Source organism: Hyphomicrobium sp. ghe19, from assembly GCF_902712875.1.
Lineage (GTDB): Bacteria > Pseudomonadota > Alphaproteobacteria > Rhizobiales > Hyphomicrobiaceae > Hyphomicrobium_B.
This window is the reverse complement of sequence record NZ_LR743509.1, coordinates 715,462-734,823: the sequence shown is the minus strand read 5'-3', so window position 1 is coordinate 734,823 and position 19,362 is coordinate 715,462. Positions and strand designations below refer to the sequence as shown.

At 57.7% G+C, this 19,362-nt stretch carries 15 protein-coding genes; 11 read left to right on the top strand and 4 right to left on the bottom strand.

Going from position 1 to position 19,362, the window contains the following annotated elements:
• The first annotated feature begins 29 nt into the window (after nt 1-29).
• From AACL53_RS03420 to AACL53_RS03375, 10 genes are all read left to right on the top strand, one after another.
• On the top strand, nt 30-1,871 hold the full coding sequence (locus AACL53_RS03420; protein WP_339082501.1) for a quinoprotein dehydrogenase-associated putative ABC transporter substrate-binding protein: 1,842 nt from the start codon (nt 30-32) through the stop codon (nt 1,869-1,871).
• 135 nt (nt 1,872-2,006) lie between these two features.
• Complete coding sequence (locus tag AACL53_RS03415; protein ID WP_339082499.1) at nt 2,007-2,576, top strand: cytochrome c; 570 nt, start codon at nt 2,007-2,009, stop codon at nt 2,574-2,576.
• Nucleotides 2,573-3,847 carry an ABC transporter substrate-binding protein gene (locus AACL53_RS03410; protein WP_339082497.1) on the top strand — a complete coding sequence of 425 codons (1,275 nt, stop codon included), beginning with the start codon at nt 2,573-2,575 and terminating at the stop codon, nt 3,845-3,847. The genes AACL53_RS03415 and AACL53_RS03410 overlap by 4 nt, the downstream gene beginning before the upstream one ends.
• A gap of 13 nt (nt 3,848-3,860) precedes the next feature.
• Nucleotides 3,861-4,841: a PQQ-dependent catabolism-associated beta-propeller protein gene (locus AACL53_RS03405; RefSeq protein WP_339082495.1), complete on the top strand. Its 981-nt coding sequence runs from the start codon at nt 3,861-3,863 to the stop codon at nt 4,839-4,841.
• 16 nt (nt 4,842-4,857) lie between these two features.
• Nucleotides 4,858-6,231: a histidine kinase gene (locus AACL53_RS03400; RefSeq protein WP_339082493.1), complete on the top strand. Its 1,374-nt coding sequence runs from the start codon at nt 4,858-4,860 to the stop codon at nt 6,229-6,231.
• Entirely contained in the window at nt 6,212-6,832 is a 621-nt protein-coding gene (locus tag AACL53_RS03395; protein WP_339082491.1) for a response regulator transcription factor, read from the top strand. The genes AACL53_RS03400 and AACL53_RS03395 overlap by 20 nt, the downstream gene beginning before the upstream one ends.
• 347 nt (nt 6,833-7,179) lie before the next feature.
• Nucleotides 7,180-9,075, top strand: coding sequence for a PQQ-dependent dehydrogenase, methanol/ethanol family (locus AACL53_RS03390; protein ID WP_339082489.1), 1,896 nt, complete (start codon nt 7,180-7,182; stop codon nt 9,073-9,075).
• Between the two features lie 116 nt (nt 9,076-9,191).
• Complete coding sequence (locus AACL53_RS03385; protein WP_339082487.1) at nt 9,192-11,000, top strand: quinoprotein dehydrogenase-associated putative ABC transporter substrate-binding protein; 1,809 nt, start codon at nt 9,192-9,194, stop codon at nt 10,998-11,000.
• Nucleotides 11,001-11,011: 11 nt separating this feature from the next.
• Nucleotides 11,012-12,211 (top strand): ABC transporter substrate-binding protein, encoded by a 1,200-nt coding sequence (locus AACL53_RS03380; RefSeq protein ID WP_339082485.1) that lies wholly within the window; start codon nt 11,012-11,014, stop codon nt 12,209-12,211.
• Nucleotides 12,212-12,239: 28 nt separating this feature from the next.
• A complete protein-coding gene (locus AACL53_RS03375; protein ID WP_339082483.1) occupies nt 12,240-13,223 on the top strand; it encodes a PQQ-dependent catabolism-associated beta-propeller protein in 984 nt (327 codons plus the stop codon).
• A gap of 168 nt (nt 13,224-13,391) precedes the next feature.
• On the opposite strand, the gene AACL53_RS03370 is transcribed toward AACL53_RS03375, so the two are convergent.
• Nucleotides 13,392-15,794 (bottom strand): TonB-dependent receptor, encoded by a 2,403-nt coding sequence (locus tag AACL53_RS03370; protein ID WP_339082481.1) that lies wholly within the window; start codon nt 15,792-15,794, stop codon nt 13,392-13,394.
• 788 nt (nt 15,795-16,582) lie between these two features.
• Between AACL53_RS03370 and AACL53_RS03365 the strand changes: the two genes are divergently transcribed.
• On the top strand, nt 16,583-16,990 hold the full coding sequence (locus AACL53_RS03365; protein ID WP_339082479.1) for an EF-hand domain-containing protein: 408 nt from the start codon (nt 16,583-16,585) through the stop codon (nt 16,988-16,990).
• 92 nt (nt 16,991-17,082) lie between these two features.
• Here the strand turns inward: AACL53_RS03365 and AACL53_RS03360 are convergent, their stop codons facing one another.
• From AACL53_RS03360 to AACL53_RS03350, 3 genes are all read right to left on the bottom strand, one after another.
• Nucleotides 17,083-17,778 carry a TonB family protein gene (locus AACL53_RS03360; protein ID WP_339082477.1) on the bottom strand — a complete coding sequence of 232 codons (696 nt, stop codon included), beginning with the start codon at nt 17,776-17,778 and terminating at the stop codon, nt 17,083-17,085.
• A 446-nt stretch (nt 17,779-18,224) separates the two neighbouring features.
• Nucleotides 18,225-18,653 (bottom strand): DUF3617 family protein, encoded by a 429-nt coding sequence (locus tag AACL53_RS03355; protein ID WP_339082475.1) that lies wholly within the window; start codon nt 18,651-18,653, stop codon nt 18,225-18,227.
• On the bottom strand, nt 18,653-19,357 hold the full coding sequence (locus AACL53_RS03350; protein WP_339082473.1) for a hypothetical protein: 705 nt from the start codon (nt 19,355-19,357) through the stop codon (nt 18,653-18,655). Before AACL53_RS03350 ends, AACL53_RS03355 begins: the two co-directional genes overlap by 1 nt.
• Nucleotides 19,358-19,362: the final 5 nt, after the last annotated feature.

Genomic DNA, 19,362 nt, shown 5'->3' with positions numbered 1-19,362 from the left:
TCCAATTTCAAAACATGAGAAATTTCACAATGGCGGGTGGTCGAAGCAGAAAGCGTCCGAGGAGCCTTCTGGTATATGGGGCCGCACTGGCGCTCTCGGCGCTGAGCGTTGCCGGCCAATCCGCTCTCGCGGCCGATGCTCTGGTGGATAAAGACAAGCTTCGGTTGGAGACGGCGCTTGCGCATCTTGAAGCGCAGATGCCGCTGACGTCAGCCGATCACAACGCTTTAAAGAAGGCGGCGACCGAACGGCAGGTTCCCGGACTTCGAGTTTGCGGCGACCCCGGAAATCTGCCGCTCTCGGACATCAAGCGCGCCGGCTTTGAAAATAAAATCATAGAGCTTATTGCGGCCGAGATGGGGACGTACGTCACCTACTTCTGGCGGCCGTATCTCGAACGTGGCATCACCCGGCAAACTTTTGAATCCGGCGATTGTGATGTGCTGCTCGATCTGCCCGTCGGCTTTGAGCGCGTGCTGACGACGGAGCCGATCTACCGCACGACCTATGTACTCGCCTATCGCAGCGATCGCGGCCTCAAGATCAAGAATCTCGACGACCCACAGCTTAAGACACTCAAGATTGGAACATTCCAAACGTCCGGACTGCGGATGGCGCTTGCCGAGCGCGGCATCCGAAGCAACGTCGAACTGCACGTATTGAGCCACAACTCGGATCTTGATCCCAATGCCCAACCCTGGCGTCAAGTCCAGGAAGTTCTCGACGGCAAGCTCGACGTCGCGGCCGTCTGGGGGCCATTTGCCGGTTGGCTGAAAACGATGAAGGGCCAGCCGCTCGTTATCCAGCCCGTGAATCTTGACGAAGACGACGTTCCGCTCGAATTCGATCTGACCATCGGCCTCAGAAAGATCGATTGGATACTCAAATACAAATTCGACCTGGCACTCGACGCCAAGAAGGCCGAGATCGAGAAGATCCTACGCGATTACGGCGTGCCGCTCGTGCAGTGCAGCCGTTGCTTTGTCGCGGGCGATCTTCCTTCCCACGGCACCTATACGAAACCTGTCGAGGATTCCAAAGAGGCGCACGCAGCAATCGCACCTGATCAGAAAGTCACGCGCGAGCGCTTGGAGGCTTGGCTTAAGGACGGAGCCGACCTCAACCAAGAACTGTCCAATGCCGTTCTTGCAAACGACGGAGAGCGCATCGCCTTCCTCATCGACAAGGGCGCCGACGTCAACAAACTCAATTCCGAGGGATACGCGCCGCTCCACGTCGCAGCACGCAACGAGCGCCCGGAAATCATATTGGCGCTCGTCGCTCGCAAGGCCGACGTCAACATCAAGGATCGTGACGGATATACGCCATTGCAGCACGCGGTTCTGCGCAACTCCGGCCCGGTGATCGAAGCGCTCGGATCGCATGGAGGCGATCTTGAAGCGCTGACGCCAACGGGCGTAACGCCGCTCGCGCTGGCAATCCTGGAAAGCAAGTACAAGGCCGCAATCGCGCTAATCAACGTCGGTGCGAACGTCGAAACGGCGGATGGCGACGCCAAGCTGACGCCCTTGATGCTGATCTCCGGCTCGGAAGAGCGCGAGCTGACTCTCAGTGCGGGCGTATCTCGGATCGAGAAGGCCAATCCGACCGATCCAGGACCGATCGAGGTGGCTCGCGCGATGATCGCCAAGGGCGCTAAGGTCAATGATGTTTCGGGTACGGGCGTGACCGCACTCCTGCTCGCTGCCGCGCACAACAACGCGCCGATCGTCGGATTGCTGGCACAGGCCGGAGCCGATCAGAACTTCAAGTCGCCGCAAGGACAGACTGCCGCCGATCTCGCCCGCCAGAACGGAAACACGTCAGTCGTCGGCCTGCTGAATCTCCTCTCTCAGTCGGGAAGCAATTGAGCCGAGCATCGGCAAGAAATTTCGGGAAATTTCGGCAATAGCGAACGCGCTAAATGGAAAGCGTCGGTAGCCAACCGCAATCAATCACTTGGGAACTTGGGGTCAATAAAATTTTTGCTACGGAAGGATCGGCTCGTGAGAAATAGGAATTGGGGCTTTGTCATTGCCGCTGCCCTTATGCTGAGCGCTGCAGCTTTGTTCGTATCCACGCACGGCGTCCTGGCGGACGACGACGATGATCCGCAGGCCGCAGCCAAGGCGGCGGCAGCGAAGGCATATGAAGAATTCAAGGCCAAAAAGCCAACCGAGGTGACTCACAAACCGCCGCTCGAAGTCGACAAGGCCAATCCTATCGGCACAATGAAGAACCCTTACACGGATCAAGCCGACAAAATCGAAGAGGGCAAGAAGCTCTACTTTTCTTATAGCTGCAACGGCTGTCATGGTGGCGGCGGCGGTGGCGGCATGTGCCCGCCCCTCACGAACGAGACCTGGGTCTACGGCAGCGACGACGACATCCTATTTCGTCTGATCTCGCACGGCAGCCAGGATCTGCAGAAGACGTACGGCATCTCCCGCAAGGGCCAGGAAGGGGTTGTAGGTCCCATGCCACCCTTCGGCGAAATCATTCAGGACGACGACCAGTTGTGGAAGATCATCGCGTTTGTCCATTCGCTTTACAAAGGCTCCAAGAGGAACTGGTGACGCGGACCCAAAGCACCGCCGCGTACATCCATTGGAGCGCGTTCTGCGGTGCCAAGGGTTTTGTGCTCGTGTTAGCCGCTATGCTTACATCTCTGGCGCATCCGGTGCGAAGCGACGACGCTTCGCCCGGGGCAGATGTACAAAAACTTCTCAGTGTGAAGATCGGCTACCTTGGCAAAGCATATGTCGAAGCCGAGCCGCTCTCGCTTATCGACAAAGTCTATACCGACAAGGGCATCCAGGGCGCGCGCGTCGGGCTGACCGAAGACAATATGACAGGCCGGCTTATCGGCCAGAACTACACGTTGATCGAAGCCGTCATACCGGAATCCGAAGATATCAAGCCAAAAGCACTTGAGCTTCTGAAATCGGGCGTCTCACTGATCGTCGCAGACCTCGAGCCGACAGATCTTCTTGCTGTGGCCGATCTCCCCGAAGCAGCCAACGCCATCATATTCAGCATTCGATCCTACGATGTCCGGCTGAGAAATGAGGATTGCCGGCGCAACGTCTTTCACATCCCTCCCGATTGGGCCATGCGCGCTGACGCTCTCGCGCAATTCCTTATCTGGAAGCAATGGAAGAAGTGGGCGTTGATCTCAGGAGAAATGCCCAAGGACAAAGAATACGCGGCGGCTGTTCGCAGAGCGGCCTCGCGCTTTGGCGGAAAAATCGTCGGCGAGAAGACCTACGCTTACGTAGCAGGTTCTCGGCGGACCGACACCGGCCATCAACAGATCCAGACGCAGATGCCGCTGCTGACGCAGGGCTTGGGCTCCTATGATGTCATCGTCGTCGCTGACGTCGAAGAGAGCTTCGGCGATTATCTCCTGTTTAACACGTACGAACCGCGGCCTGTTGCCGGCACGCACGGCCTCACCGCGGTCTCGTGGCATCGCTCTTACGAAGAAGCCGCTGCTACGCAGATGCAGAACCGCTTCGAGAAGAAGATCGGCCGCATCATGACGGAACGCGACTATTCAGCATGGCTCGCTGTCCGCGCCTTTGGCGAGGCTGTCACCCGTACCGGCTCCGCCGATCCAGAAGCGCTTCGCGATTATCTTCTCTCGGACCAATTCGAAGTCGCCGGTTTCAAATCGCAGGGCATGAACTTTCGCCACTGGGACCGGCAACTACGGCAGCCGATCCTATTGGTCGGCCCCCGCGCCCTCGTTTCGGTCTCCCCACAGGAGGGATTCCTGCATCCGAGATACCTGACGGACACGCTCGGCTACGACGCCCCGGAATCGAAATGCCAACAGAGAAACTGACGAGCGAACGATCATGAAACAAAAAAAAATCGGCGCCATACTGATTTCGACGGCCACGCTGCTGGTGTGGGCTGTGCCGACGCTTGCCGGCACCGCATTCATCAGCAACGAGAAGGACAACACGATCACCATTCTCGATACGGACACGCTGAAAGTCATCAAGTCCGTCCCCGTCGGGAAGCGCCCCCGCGGCATGGTCCTCTCTCCGGATTACAAGACGCTCTTCATCTGCGCCGGCGACGACAATCGGCTTGACGTGATGGACACCTCGACATTCGAAATCACCAGCACGCACGAAACGTCCGGGCCCGACCCAGAGCTTCTCGATATCGATCACGCGGGAAAGTTCATCTACATCGCCAACGAGGACGACGGCATGGTGACCGTCATAAATGCCGCTGATGGTTCCGTGCGCGGAGAAATCCAGATTGGCGTCGAACCAGAAGGCATGGCGGTATCGCCGGACGATTCAATCGTCGTGGCGACATCCGAGTCGACCAGTATGGCGCATTTCATCGATGTCAAATCGATGAAGGTCGTCGCAAACGTCTTGGTCGACACGCGTCCACGCGTCGCTCGCTACAGCCCGGACGGAAGCGAAGTCTGGGTTACAGCCGAAGTCGGCGGCACGGTGTCGGTGATCGATGCGGAGAAGCGCAACATCAGGAAGAGACTGACGTTCAATATACCCGGCGTTCGCCCCGAACTCATCCAGCCCATGGGTGTCAAGTTCTCGGCGGACGGCAAGCGTGCCTTCGTTGCGCTAGGCCGCGCAAACCGGATCGCCGTTATCGACACCTCTACCTATGAGACGTTGAGCTTCATTCTCGTCGGACAGCGGCCCTGGCACTTGGACTTCAACGCCGACCGGACGAAGCTCTTCACCGCCAACGGCCTCTCCAACGACGTAACCGTAATCGACGTCGCGACCTTGAAGCCGGAGAAATCAATTCCCGTCGGCAGACTTCCATGGGGACTCGTAATCAAACCGTGATGTTTGCGGAACGACCATGTCACTCCGACAAAGACTTCTGCTGAACGTGGCGCTCGTGCTGGCGCTAAGTCTCCTCGTCGGCGTGAGCATGTCTTACTGGAGAGCGGCGGGAAAAATTAGAACCGAGCTGCATTCCGCTTTTGTGGTCGGCGAGCAGGTACTCGAGGATGGTGCGAAAGGTTTGGAGGGATCACCCAATCCTTACCAGAAATTGAGCGGCATCATCGAGCAGTTCAACAGCGGCCGGCATCTGAGAGTTTCCCTTCTCGACATGAACGGCGAGCGTGTTGTCCAATCGCATCTCGAAGCGCCGGACGAACCAGCGCCGGACTGGTTTTATAAGATCCTCGGCGGCCCGCCCGAAGGAGCGCGGGTCTCGGTGCCGCCCAATATTCAAGGCTATTCCGCGTTCCTGATCGAAGCCGATCCCCGCAACGAAGTCCAGGAAGTATGGGAAGATCTCGGCAACAGCCTGCTTCTTGCCTCGATACTTGCCGGCTTGGTGTCGGCATTGATCTACTGGACCGTCGAGCGTGAACTGAAGCCGCTCGATCAATTGAGACACGCGCTGTCGAGAGTAGCCGAGCAGGATTTTAGTATGCGGCTTGTCGAAGAGGGTCCCCGCGATCTACGCGCTGTTACGAGCGGCTTCAATCACATGGTCGGCCAGCTCGACGAGGCCGAGGCCTCCAAAACCCTTCTCGAAGAGCAGCTTTCGACTGTGCAGGATGAAGAGCGCGCAGAATTGGCGCGCGATCTCCACGACGAGATTGGGCCGCTGCTATTCTCGGTCGGGCTCGACGCGGCGGCTGTGCAGAAGTCCCTTGGCGATCGAGCAAGTCACGATGCGCTTGAACGACTGGAGTCGATCCGCGAGGCTGTCAGCCTCAGCCAGAAGCGCGTCCTGCAAATTCTGGGACGATTGAGAACCGGAACGGTCGAAGACCTGGGTCTTCAGGCAGCGGTAGAGCGGTTGATCGAATTTTGGACGTCAAGACACCCCGGCCTGAAGGTTCGCGCCAACCTGCCGGAAGGCGGCGTCGGCCCCGAACTTGATCCCGTCGTCTATCGGATCATTCAGGAAAGCATGAGCAATGCCGTACGCCACGGCCATACGTCAGAAATCGAAATTACCGTTGGCGTCGAGGGCGACGTCGTGCGCGTACACGTGCTTGATGACGGCGGCGGCCTGAAATCGAACCGATCCGGCCATGGGCTGACTGGCATGCGCGAGCGCGTAGCCTCGAAGCGAGGCGTCTTCAGCATCGGGAATCGCCCGGATGGCAAGGGCACGCTTGTCGAAGCCGAATTTCCGGCATCCGCAATCCAAGAGAATGCATCCAACCCATTGAGACAGGCGCAGGACAATCATGAAGATCTTATTGGTTGATGACCACGTTCTTGTACGCCAAGGGGTTCGGCGCCTCCTTTCTGCGATACCGAGCGCGGACATTTATGAAGCTGCAACGAGCTACGAATCCCTCACGGTATTTCGACAGCAGAGCCCCGATGTCGTTGTACTTGATATTAGTCTCGCGGGTTCCAGCGGTCTCGAGTTGCTCAAGCGATTTCTTATCGAGAACCCTAATGCGAAGGTGCTGATGCTCAGCATGCATGCCGAGGCGATCTACGCCGCGCGCGCTGTGCAGGCAGGCGCACGAGGCTATATCTCGAAAGGTGCGTCGGCCGAGGAGTTGGTCACCGCCGTACTGCGCGTCGCGGAAGGCAAACGCTACGTCGAGCGGGAAATCGCAACGGATCTTGCCATGAAGCAATTCTCCGGAGACGGCGATCTTCTTGAGCGCCTGACGATGCGCGAGATAGAAATCTTGCGTCTTCTTGGCGAAGGCAAAAGCCTCTCCGCAATCGCGTCGACACTCGGCGTCGCCTATAAAACGGTGGCTAACGCGTGCAGTTTGATGAAAAGCAAACTCGCTGTGGAACGCACCGCTGACCTCATCCGAATGGCGCTCGAAATGCGAAAGAATTAGAAGCGGATCGCGCCGCTCGCATCCCGTTTGCAATGGGAAGACAGCCAAAAAACATCGGGAAGTCCTCCCGTGGTGAGGTGATTTCCTGCCACCTAGTGTCGCGATGCCACGCTTGCGGTGGGGTGGTGTGAAAGCCCGGTCCTCCAGGTTCTCTCGCCATCCTCCGCACTTTTGTCGGGCGATGTCACGCTGCGAGTCCAACTCGCTGGTTGCGCCGTCGGCCGACGCCAAAAGTTGCAACGTAAATTGCTCGCGCTTGTGTGGCCGCAAATCGAAGCGAACCGGCGTCGAAAGACGACGGTGGGGCAGGGCACGCGTATGCATCGAACGGATGGAGAGGAAAACCCATGAGCTTCAGGAAATCATTCCTGTTGGCGGGCGGGCTTGCGGTGGCGCTCCTATGCGGCGCGGCAGTGCCAAGCTTTGCCAACGAGCAGATCGAACAAGAGGCGAAAAACCCGGACCTATGGCCTGCGCCGGGTCGCGATAATCAGCTGACCCGCCACTCGCCACTTGCCGATATCAACACCGGCAACATCGACAAACTGCAGCTCGCGTGGTCGCAATCGACCGGTGCACTGCGGGGCCACGAAGGTCAGCCGATTGTCGTCATCCATAACGGCAAGCCGATGATGTATTTCTCGTCCGGCTGCCCGAACATGGCACAGTGCAATATTCTGCAGGCTCTCGACCTGACCGATCCCGACAACCCCGTCCAGGTCTGGAACTACGTCAAGAAGACCGACCGCGACGAAACCGCCGTGCCGCGCGCCTGCTGCGATACGGTTCATCGCGGCGTCAACTATGCGGATGGCAAAGTCATCTATCATACACTCGACGGATTCGTGATCGCGCTCGATGCGACGACGGGCAAGGAAGTCTGGGTCGTCAAACACGCTTATCCCGAAAAAGGCGAAACGATCACCGGCCCGACATTGATCGCTGAGAACCTCGTTATCGCGGGCTTCGGCGGCGACGAGTTCGCAGCTCGCGGACGATTGACGGCATACGACATCAAGACCGGCAAGGTTGTGTGGAAGTGCCACTCGAACGGTCCCGACAAAGACGTCTGCATGACGCCCGAAACGAACAAGGCGCATCCGGAATACGGCACAGCCGGCTCCGATATCGGCGTCTCGAGCTATCCTTCGACGAACGGCGGCGAATGGAAGATCGGCGGCGGCTCATACTGGGCGTGGGGCAGCTACGATCCCAAACGCAAGCTCGTCTACTGGTCGACAGGCAACCCCGGTCATTGGAGCCCGTCCTATCGCTGCGGCGCCAAGACTCACGAAGAGTGCAACAACGGCAAGTGGGACAACAAGTGGTCGATGACCATCTTCGCCCGCCACGTTGAAGACGGCTCCGTCGCCTGGGCCTACCAGATGACACCGTTCGATCAGTGGGACTACGACGGCGTCAACGAGAACATCCTTGTCGACAACCTCGATATCGATGGCAAGAAGCAGGACGTCCTCGTTCACTTCGACCGCAACGGCTTCAACTACGTTCTCAATCGCGACGACGGCACGCTGCTGCGCGCCAACAAGTTCGTGACCGTGAACTGGGCCGAGAAAGTCGACCTCAAGACCGGCCGTCCGATTAAGGTCTACGAGCACTCACCGTTCGAGCGTCATCGCAACGTCCAGGCTTGCCCGTCAGCGATGGGCGGCAAGGATCAGCAGCCGTGCTCGGTCGATCCGAAAGAGCCGAACAAGTTCTATTGCCCGACCAACAACTGGTGCATGGAAGACGAACCGCAGGATCGCACGCATACCCAACAGGGCACCGTGTACGTCTTCGCCAACGTCTACATGTATCCGGAGAAGCCCGGCATTACCGGCAAGATCAAGAAGTTCGACATCGTGACGGGTACGGCGGACTGGGAGATTCCTGATCCCTATCCGAATTGGTCCGGCACGCTCAACACCGATGGCGGACTGATGTTCTACGGTTCGAACAGCGGCCACTTCCGTGCCGTCGATCGCAACACCGGTAAGGTTGTCTGGGAACGCAAGCTTGCTTCCGGCATCATCGGGAATCCGATCGCTTACAAAGTGGACGGCAAGGAATACATCTCCGTCTTCCAGGGTCTCGGTGGCTGGATCGGCATCCCGGTCACTGCAGGCCTAGACATGGACGACAAGTTCGGCGCGATCGGTGCGACGGCCATGGCGAAAGCCGCGGGTCTCGACAAGATCCCGCAGGGCGGCGTGCTGTCGACGTTCCGCGTCTATCCGTGAGGACATGACGTAACCGCCAGGAACTAGGCGTCCGGACCTCATGCGAGGCCGGGCGCCATTCCGTTTGCTCGATAGCCGGACCGCTGGGATCAACCACAGTCGAAGGTCAAAAAATAATGCGTGGCCTCAAGCTCTTTCTCTCCTGTACCTTAGTCGCGATTGCGGCAACTCCCGCGTGGTCGCGCGACCTGACATATCTAAAATCGAAGCCGTTCGATCAGCTGACTTCCGCAGAGCTATCGGCAGCGAAGGAAGAAGCGAAGAAATTGCAATTGACCAGGCTCGTCGCATGCGCCGACCCCGGAAACATGCCGCTCTCCGACAACAAGCGCGAGGGCTTCGAGAATAAGATCGCGGCAGCCGTCGGACATAAACTTGGCGTCGACATCACGTTCTTCTGGCGGCCCTACATCGAGCGCGGCCTCACGCGTGAGACGTTCGACAATAACGAATGCCAAATCCTCCTCGGCATGCCGACCGATTATCCAAATCTTCTGACGACGATGCCCGTGTATCGCTCGACCTATGTTCTTGCATATCGTTCGGACAGCGGCATCGATATCAAAAGCATGGAAGATCCGATGCTCCATCAGCTCAAGGTCGGTGTCTTCCAGCATTCCGCAATGCGCGACGTTCTCGCCGAGCATGGGATCAAGGAAAACGTCGATCTGCAGATCGTCAGCGTCGATGCCGATCTCGAACCTGAGCAGCAGCCGTGGCGGCAAGTCCAGCGCGTCGTCGACAAGAAGATCGACATCGCCGCCGTATGGGGCCCGTTTGCGGGGTGGCTGAAGAAAAAGGGCGAGCCGCTCACCATCCAGCCCGTCAACATGATGGTCGATACGACGCCTGTCGAGTTCTCCTTGGGTTGGGGCGTACAAAACACGGACGTAGTTCTGAAACTCAAGATCGACATGGCCATGGAAGACGCCAAGGACGAGATCGCTCAAATCCTCGCCGATTACGGCGTGCCGCTTGTCAAATGCTCGAACTGCATCGTCGAGGGAACTCTTCCATCCCGCGGCATCATTCAAGAGCAGCAAGGCCAATCCTACGAGCAACGCTACCTCACCGTTCAAAAAACGAGAGAGCGCAGCGCCGACGCATCGCCCGATCAGGTCGTCACGCGACAGCGATTGGAGGCATGGCTCAAGGACGGCGTCGACGTCAACACAGAACTCATGAACGCGGTTGTCGGCGCCGACGCCGAACGTGTGAAGTTCCTCATCGAAAAGGGTGCTGACGCCAACAAGCGCGATAAGCTTGGGGCGTTACCTCTGGGCGCCGCGGCGAGTATCCGAAGAACGGACATCATGCAGGTCTTGCTGGATGCTGGTGCCAAGCCGGACGCGACGGATAGCGATGATATGACGGCTCTCGAGCATGCCATCAACGTCAATCACGTGCCATCGATTGAGCTCTTGGCAAAACACGGCGCCGATATCGAGAAGGGCACGGAGAAGGGCTACACAGCTCTGGAGGTCGCTCTCTCTAATGGAAATTTCTTCGCCGCGAAGGCGCTGATGGATGCCGGTGCCAAGGTCAACGTAGCTGGCGGTCCGGAGAAGGTCACGCCGCTGATGGTTTGCGCAACGCAATTGCAGCCGCAGCAGCGGCTGAACCAGCTTGCGCGCGGTCCGACGCCGCTCGCTCTCGCGGAGGAACTCATTAAAAAAGGCGCTGATGTTAATGCCGCTTCCGCTGATGGCGTTACGGCCTTGATGATCGCAGCGGCACAGAACAATGCGCCGATGATCGGCCTATTGTTACGTTCGGGCGCAGATCCGAAAAAGAAATCCTCAGCGGGAAAAACTGCCATCGACATTGCTTCTGACGCGAGCAATCAAGCCGCAATGGGTGCGTTGAAATTCTTGACCGGATCGGGGTCCGGAATGTCAGGCAGCGAAGCAAAAACGACTCAGTGAAACCTGTGAAGATGCGTATCCGATGTTTGCCTTGGCTGCTGCCGTTCATTTTGACGTCTGTGGCCGGAGCTAACCCTTCGCCGCCGGCCACACTTCAGGTAGAAATTGGCTATCTTGGCCGGAATTATCCCGAGCCTCTGCCCATCTCCCTCGTCGAGCCGGTCATCACCGATCAGGGCATTCAAGGTGCCCGGCTCGGAGTCGGGGACAACCTCGCAACCGGGCGCTTTCTCGGACAATCCTATCATTTCGATGAAAAGATCACACCCAACGAGGGCGACATCGTCGCCGCTGCCAAAGAGCTTCTGCAAAAGACGCACCTGATCGTAGCCGATCTCGAGCCGGACGATCTCCTCCGCGTTGCCGATCTCCCTGAAGCGCGCGACGCAATCATTATCAACGCGCGCGCGAGCGAGGATGAGCTTCGCGGCAAGGACTGCCGGCACAACGTCTTTCATGTTGCCCCGAGCTGGGCCATGCGCGCCGATGCGTTGGCGCAATACATGACATGGAAGCGTTGGAAGCTGTGGTTCCTCCTACGAGGCGCGGCCAAGGAAGACGTTCAATACGCCGACGCGATGAAACGCGCCGCCAAGAAATTCGGCAACGCGATCGTTGAAGAGCGGACCATCACTTTCGATCCGGGCAACCGCCGCTCCGAGACGGGCCATCAGCAAATTCAAACTCAGATCCCTATGCTGACCCAGTCTCCGCCACCGCACGACATCGTCTTCGTCGCCGATAATGACGAAACGTTTGGGGACTATCTGATGTGGCGGACGTCGGTCCCGAAGCCGGTCGCCGGAACGCATGGACTCGTCGCGGTGGCCTGGCATCGAGCCTATGAGCAATACGGCGGAATCCAACTGCAGAACCGCTTCAAGGCAATGACGAAGCGGCAAATGACCGAGCGTGACTACATGGCGTGGCTGGCAGTTCGCATTTTCGGAGAGGCTGTGACGCGATCGCAGAAAACCGATGCCACAGGCTGGCGCGCCTATCTGCTGTCGAAAGATTTTCAGGTGGCTGGCTTCAAAGGTCAAGCCATGTCGTTCCGAACGTGGGATCGGCAATTGCGCCAGCCGATCATCCTAAGCGGTCCGCGTTCGCTTGTGTCGATGTCGCCACAGGACGGGTTTCTTCACCAGAAGTATCTGACTGACACACTTGGCGTCGATGAGCCCGAAACGGCGTGCAAGCAGCAAGGCTGAGCCTAAAGACATCAGAGGAACGATGGACATGAATACACTTCAGACGCGGCTTCTGGTCGCTTCACTGATGTTCGGCATCGCGCCCTCGGCCTTTGCGGACAAGATTTTTGTCTCCAACGAGAAGGACAACACGGTAACAGTCATCGACAGTGATACGCTGAAAATCATCAAGAGCATCCCGACGGGGAAGCGACCGCGCGGCATCGTCATCACGCCGGATTATAAAGAACTCATCGTTTGCGTTGGCGACGACAACAGGCTCGACGTCATCGACACGGAAAAGTTGGAGGTCGTGAAGTCCTACGCTGCTTCTGGCCCGGATCCGGAGCTCCTGGACGTCAATCACAAGGGCGATCGCATCTATGTCGCGAATGAGGACGACGGCTTGGTCACCGTCATGGATCGCGCCACGGGCCTGGCGATTGCAGAAGTGCCCGTTGGCGTGGAGCCCGAAGGGATGGCCGTTTCTCCGGACGACGCGTTGATCGTCAACACGTCCGAGCAGACGAGCATGGCACACTTCATCGATGCCAAGACCAATCAAGTGCTCGCAAACATTCTCGTCGATACGCGACCGAGAGAAGCGACGTTCACAAAAGACGGAGGCGAAGTCTGGGTTTCAGCGGAAGTTGGCGGCACCGTCGCGATCATCGATACCAAGACGTTCGAGATCAAAAAGAAGTTGGCGTTCGACGTTCCCGGCATTCGGCCCGAACTCATGCAGCCGATCGGAATCAGATTTACGTTTGACGGCAAGACGGCATTCGTCGCGCTCGGGCCGTCCAACAGAGTGGCCGTCGTTGACGCGGCAACGCACGAGGTCAAGAGCTATATTCTTGTCGGTCAACGGCCATGGCATCTCGCTTTGAAACCCGATGGAACCAAGCTCTACGTTGCCAATGGCATGACGAACGACGTGACCGTCATCGACGTCGCAACACTGAAGGCTGAAAAGTCCATCCCCGTTGGACGCTTGCCTTGGGGCGTTACAGTGAAGCCTGAAATCAAATGACCGTCTGGCGCGCTCTCCGATTGGAAAACGTCGCCTAATAAAAAAATGAGAGCGACGGCTCTGTGCGAGCCGCCGCTCTCACCACACAATCGAGCGACGGGATCGTTCTCGACTGACAGGAAGTGATGACCAAGGTGCTCTCCGAAGCAAGTACTTCGGCGCCCAAAACTAGAACTTCACTTTCAAGCCGCCATATGCCGCGAAGGGAATTGCTGGTGTGATCGTCCGCGCATTGTTGGGATCGTAGACAAGGCCCTTCAGAGATGGATCTGGTCCGCCGGTTCCGCTTTCTCCAGGACCCGCAGTCTGTGCCAGCCCGGTATTGAAGTACGTGCCGTAAATTCCGTACTGCTGGTCGAACAGGTTCTCAACCAAGCCGTAGACTTGGATGTGATTGGTGATGTCGTAGGATGAGTGCAGATTAACTTTGGCGTAGCCGCCAAGCGGCTTATCCAGATTGCCTTCGTCGCCGTAGAAAATCTGGTCGCTGGCTGCAATCAAGTCGGCGCCGAAAATCCATTTCGGTGTGAGCTTGTAATCAAAGCCCGCCTTGAACCGGTGCCGCGGGATGCCCGGCATACGGTTGCCAGGGCTGATCTTGAGGCAGAGTTGGTCGTCATCGTCGGGATGAATACCGAAATCCTCGCATTCCGTTTCGACCTTGGGATTGTTCTCGGACGGGATGATGTTCGTCGATTGGAACGTAGCATCGACGTAGCTGTAGCTTGCGTAGGCAAAAAGGCGGTCGTTGCGGTATGAAATGGCCGCATCTATGCCCTGCCGTTGCGTTACGCCGGCATTCGCGAAGTAACCGCGGCCCTGTTGTGAATCGGCGATCTGAATGATGTCGTCGTCGTTCAAGGCACGGAACCAGCCGATGCTCCAATCCCATCTCTCATGACCGGTCCAAGAAATGTCCTGACCGCGGAGGCCGAGCTCCCATGTTCTCGTGACAACTTGCTTCAACGGCGGATCGGATGCGAGGGCGCTTTCGATGATGCACGGATTTTCGGGATCCGAGCAGGCGATCTCTGAAGCGGTCGCTGCGCGGTTGGCCTCGGAATATCCGCCGTAGAACGACATCGTCGGCGTGATCGTATAAGTGAACCCGGCGGACGGGTTGAACCGGTTATATTCGTTGACACCGTTCAACACGTCGAGGGAAGGGTCTCCGGTGTTGATGATTTGAACGCGCGCATAGTTGAACCGGCCGCCGACCGTGACCGTCAACTGGTCCGTAACGTCGAAGGCATCGAGCGCATAGATGCCGAAGTAGTCATTGAGTGTGGTCAGCGACCGCGGCGTAACTTCGGAGCCGTCGAGATCCGGATCAGCTGCATTCGGATCCCCCGTAAGCGTCGGACCGGTTCCGGCAACGACGTACTTCGGCAGGAATGTACCGAGTTGGCTCGATGCTTGATAGGCGACATGGCCGCGATCATAACTCGAACCGATGATGAACTGGTTTCTGTGCCCGAGCAGCCGGGACTTCTCTGTCGCTTGCAGAGAGACGCCAAAGCTGTCTGCATTCTGACCAGTCTTATCGATCGACCCTAGAACGCCATACTGCGAGGGGTCGATGGGCACCCCGATCGCGCCGACCGCGTATAGCGGAGCGCCGTCCTCCGTGCACAGACCGGCGTCGCAGGGTTCGAATTCTGAAATATTGCCGTCGATGTGGCTCTGCTTGAAATGCCGGTAGTAGGTCACGCCGGAGAACGATAGCGTCGGGGTCGCCTGAACAACGCCGTTGAAGGAGTACATCTCCATCTCGTTGTCGGTGATCTGCGGCGACGTGAAGGTCCGCGAACGTCCGCCAAAATCCAATAGCTCTTCCGGCACCGCTGCCGTCACGCCGACTTCTCCTGTCGCGCCGGTGAAATTGAAGTGAAACTCGGCGCCATCTCCCTTGACGCCAAGGTCCGCATATCCGCGCCGCTCTTCAGCGCCGGAGAAATCGCGGAACCCATCATCGTTGATCGCTTCGAATGCGCCATAGGCGGCCCAGTTGCCGCTCTGCATGCCGGCCTCGGCGCTCACCTGTTTACGTCCGAACGATCCGAAGCGGGTATCGATGTCGGCGCCATGGAAATTGAAGCCGTCCTTCATCGTGAGATTGATCGCGCCGCCGATCGCATTGAGGCCGAAGATCGGATTGCTGCTCATCACGGTAAGATCAGCGATCGCGTTAGCTGGAATGAAATCCCAGTTTACGGTATCGCCGAACGCTTCGTTGATGCGAACACCGTTTTGATAGACGGCAAGCCCCTGCGGCAGTCCATTGACGGGCGACGCTTCGAAACCGCGATACTGGACGCCGGTCTGGAAGGCGTTCCCTTGCAAGTCGTCTATGACCACGCCTGGAACACGGCTGTTCAGCGTATCCTGCACATTGACGGAATGATCGCGATCGAAGGCGGCGGACGTAAGGGGCGTTACGCTGTAAGGAATTTTTCCGATCGGCACTTCGCTGCCTGACAGCGGAGATACTTTTACATCTGACGGAGGCGCGGGGTAGGCAAAGACAGCCTGCGGAGCGGCGCCTGCCTCGGACGCTGTCGGCTCTGCCATTTGAGGCGCCGTCGGCCCAGCTTGCTGCACCGGTTGATTCTTTGGTTTCTGTGCGGACTTCTTCGGTTTTGCCGTTGCCTTCTGTTGCTGCTGGATCACTTGAACTTCGGGGAGCTTCTGTCCCGTCTGAGCCTCGCCCGCGCTTGGTGCTGATTGACCAGCTGGTTGTTGCGAGGCTGCGCCGCCAGCGTCTTGCGCCTTAGCTTCAGATACCGAAAGGACCGCCAGCGTTGCCGTGGCGACACATAAACTTAACGCCTTCATCTGCTAACCCCCCACGATTATCCCCCCAGTGACCACTTTCTTGCCCATTGCTCGTCGAAGTGCTTTTGCTGGGCATTTGCGAAAGTGGCGCGAGATCAGATATTTGGCGCGATGGTTGCGTCTTTTTCCGATGTCGCCGGGATAGGGTCGGCAATTCAGCTCACGGGAGTGAATTCCAAAGAATGCCGAAAATTAGGGATTTGCTCCCGGGATGCCGAACGAGCTCTGTTGAGCTGCTCGCGTCATACGCTGAGAGACGCAAGAATCCTGGCTTGTGAAGATCGAGCCTAGCTCGTCACGGATTATTTCTCGGTGATCGCCGCGCGCGGCATCCACTTCATTCGACGCGAATGTAAATGGGACTTTTTCCCGTTTTTATTTCCTAAATATCACCTTAAGCAGGGAATTTATCCTCTGCTACGGTGCAACCAGTAACGTGTAACGGGAATTTATTCCTCACAGATGCACGCACGCACTCGATCGCGTGAGCGTCGGTCGCAATCCACGAATAGGAGATTATCCGAATGAAAGTGAAGTTGCTGAGCGCAGCCGCGCTGATGGCCGTTGCTGGGGTTATGTGCCTTAACCACGCGAGCCCGGTTTTGGCGGCTTCGGCGTCACTCACCGCAATCGATCCAGACAACGACGGCACGGTTGATGTTCCTGAGGCAAAAGCCGCAGCGGCGAAGATTTTCACATCGCTCGACCCGGACAAAGACGGCACTTTGGATGCCAAGGAATTGACTGGCCGCGCCGATGCGGCCAGCCTCAAAGCAGCTGACCCCGACAACGACGGAACTCTCGATCAAAAGGAATACGAAACACTTGTCATAACGCGGTTCAAGGCGGCTGATCCCGACAACGACGGCACTCTTGACGACAAAGAGCTCGCAACCGACGCCGGGAAATCATTCCTGCTCTTGGTGGAATAGTCTCCTTGGCCGCCTGGCATGCAGGCAAGTCGTATTCAGGCGGCCCCTTTCTTCCGAAAAGCAGGCTTTTGGAGAGGCGTCTACTCTCTGCGTCAGTGAGGCGATCTTCCTCTCATCAACTTCGCCTCAAATGTAAATTGTTGCTCAAGGGAGATGGGCTTTAGGCTGACTTTTGGCGGAATCGGAGGAAATGGTGCCGCCCGGTCGAGCGCGGCTGCAGCTGCATCGTCGAGTATTTTGAAGCCCGAGCCCGATACGACCTCTCGCGATAAGACCTTGCCGTCGAGACCGATAGTAAAGCGCATGACGACAGTTCCAGACCGCCGCGACGGTGCGCTCACTTTCGCGCGCTCGAGGTGTTTGTAGATCTGGCCAAGGTAAAGACCGACCGCTTTCGGATCTGCGCCCGTCTTCGCTGGCCCGGAACTCTCCTCAGTGAAGACTGCAGCTTGTGGCGGAACCTGCTCCTTGATCTGCACCACATCTGATTGGGACGGCGCCGGCGGTTCTTGCGTGTTGCCCACGCTTGCCTCCACACTGCTCGCATCCGAAGCAATGACGTCGGGCAGCTCGTCCGGCTTTACCTCCTCCGACTGCGGCGGTGGGCGAAGCGGCAAGATTTTGACCGTCTCAGTTGCATCGCCGAGCTTTATTACGCCCTCGGTCGCGATGCCTGGCTCGACAAGCAAGATATCGTTCCCTTGACCAAGGTCGAGCGCATCCGTGCTGAATTTCTGCAACGAAGGTAGCATTAATCTGCCGATCGAGGCGTGGATCAGCACAGACATCAATATTGCGATTAATCGCAGCCGGCTCATTCTGGTGTGAAATGTTCTTAAGCGTGCACGCGTTCGGGTAGATATTCGCACCTTGCGGCTTCTTTTGGACCCTCACCGTGGGCGTGCGAGAAAAGGGCAAAGCCCCAATATTCCATTAGCAGAAATTGCTTCGGCGAAGAACTCACTTCGGGCTCGATTCGAAGAAGGGCCAGGACCAGAATGTGCCATCCGTCCTACGTCCACTCGGCATCACGCTTTTTATCGAAAGGTAATGATCCCAGAGCACGGGGCGTCGTCCAGCGTGACTTGGGTTGCTCTTACACAAAGCAATCTAGCGTCCGAGCCTCCTGCCGGACGCCTGGCGAGGCTCTTCTGAAGAAGGCTCAACACGAATCTAGTTCAGAGGCCGAAGCGCACGTTCGGCGGGCATGTGAGAAACTGAACCGCAATGATAGTCACTGCCCGTCGGTTGCAGATGCGGAACGGCACTCTGGTCCCAGGTACTTCCCGTCGACGGTTACGCCCATATGAGGAACGCCATCCTGCGGAGGATCGAAGGTGATCTTCGACATCGCGCGATACCACGTCGTGAAATCCCCGGTGTACACCGTGCTTAGCTTTTCGGTGCCGCCATCTGATGTGCAAACGACATCGACATAAGTTTCGTCGGCGAGCCGCTTGATGCTGGCGACGTGGCACTGTTTGCCACCCACGACGCTATCGGCTTCTGTAATGCAAGTCTCGAACGTCTTCATTCCGATGCTTTCGGAGACGGAGGTCAATTGCCAGCGTCCTGCTTTGCGCACGGGAGGTTCCTCGGCGCAGGCGTCCGTCGCCGCCAATGCGCTGAGACCTAGCCCCACGGCAACCAGAAACTTCAGCATCAGTTGGCCGAAACCTTCGGAGGATCGATCGTTATGTCGTGGACCACCGTAAAGGTGCCGTCAAACAGGCGCTTATCGGGCGACGTCACCGCCGTCACGATGTTGCGCGCAGGAAGTCCCGTCGCCTTGTCGATGTAGACGCTTTGCTGGTTGGGAACAGCGACCGCCGAGACGCGCGGACCTTTCTCTTTTGCCTCCGCTGAAAGCGGCGTAGCAAGCACACCCTGATAAAGCGTGTAGCTCTTGCCTTCGAATTCTCTGTCTCCGATGCACTTGTAATCCGTCGCCACTTTCGGCGCTTCGCTCACGGTCTCTTTGACCTGATTGGCGACTGTGTTCGCAAATGCTTCCGGAAGTTCTGCCCAACCCGATCCCTGATTGGACCACGCCTTCTTACCGACGACGATCATCTCCATCGCCGCGCCATCGCCACCGAGCGTCACCTTCTGATGCATGCGGTCCGGCAAGACGTAGTCCGCACTCATCTTCAGCGTTCCATCCGAATTGCTGATCGTCGTCTCGAGGCGAAACGACTTGGCGTCCCGTAGCTTTGCAAACGCGGCGTCGACCTGCTCCTTGCAGCTCTGGTCGGCGAAAGCGGGAGCCGATGTAAGTGTAAGAATGGCGATCAGAAAGGGGCGCATGGCATATCCGGTTGACTGATTGAGCAGGATGACATCGGATCGCCCAAAAACGAATGCCAAGTCAT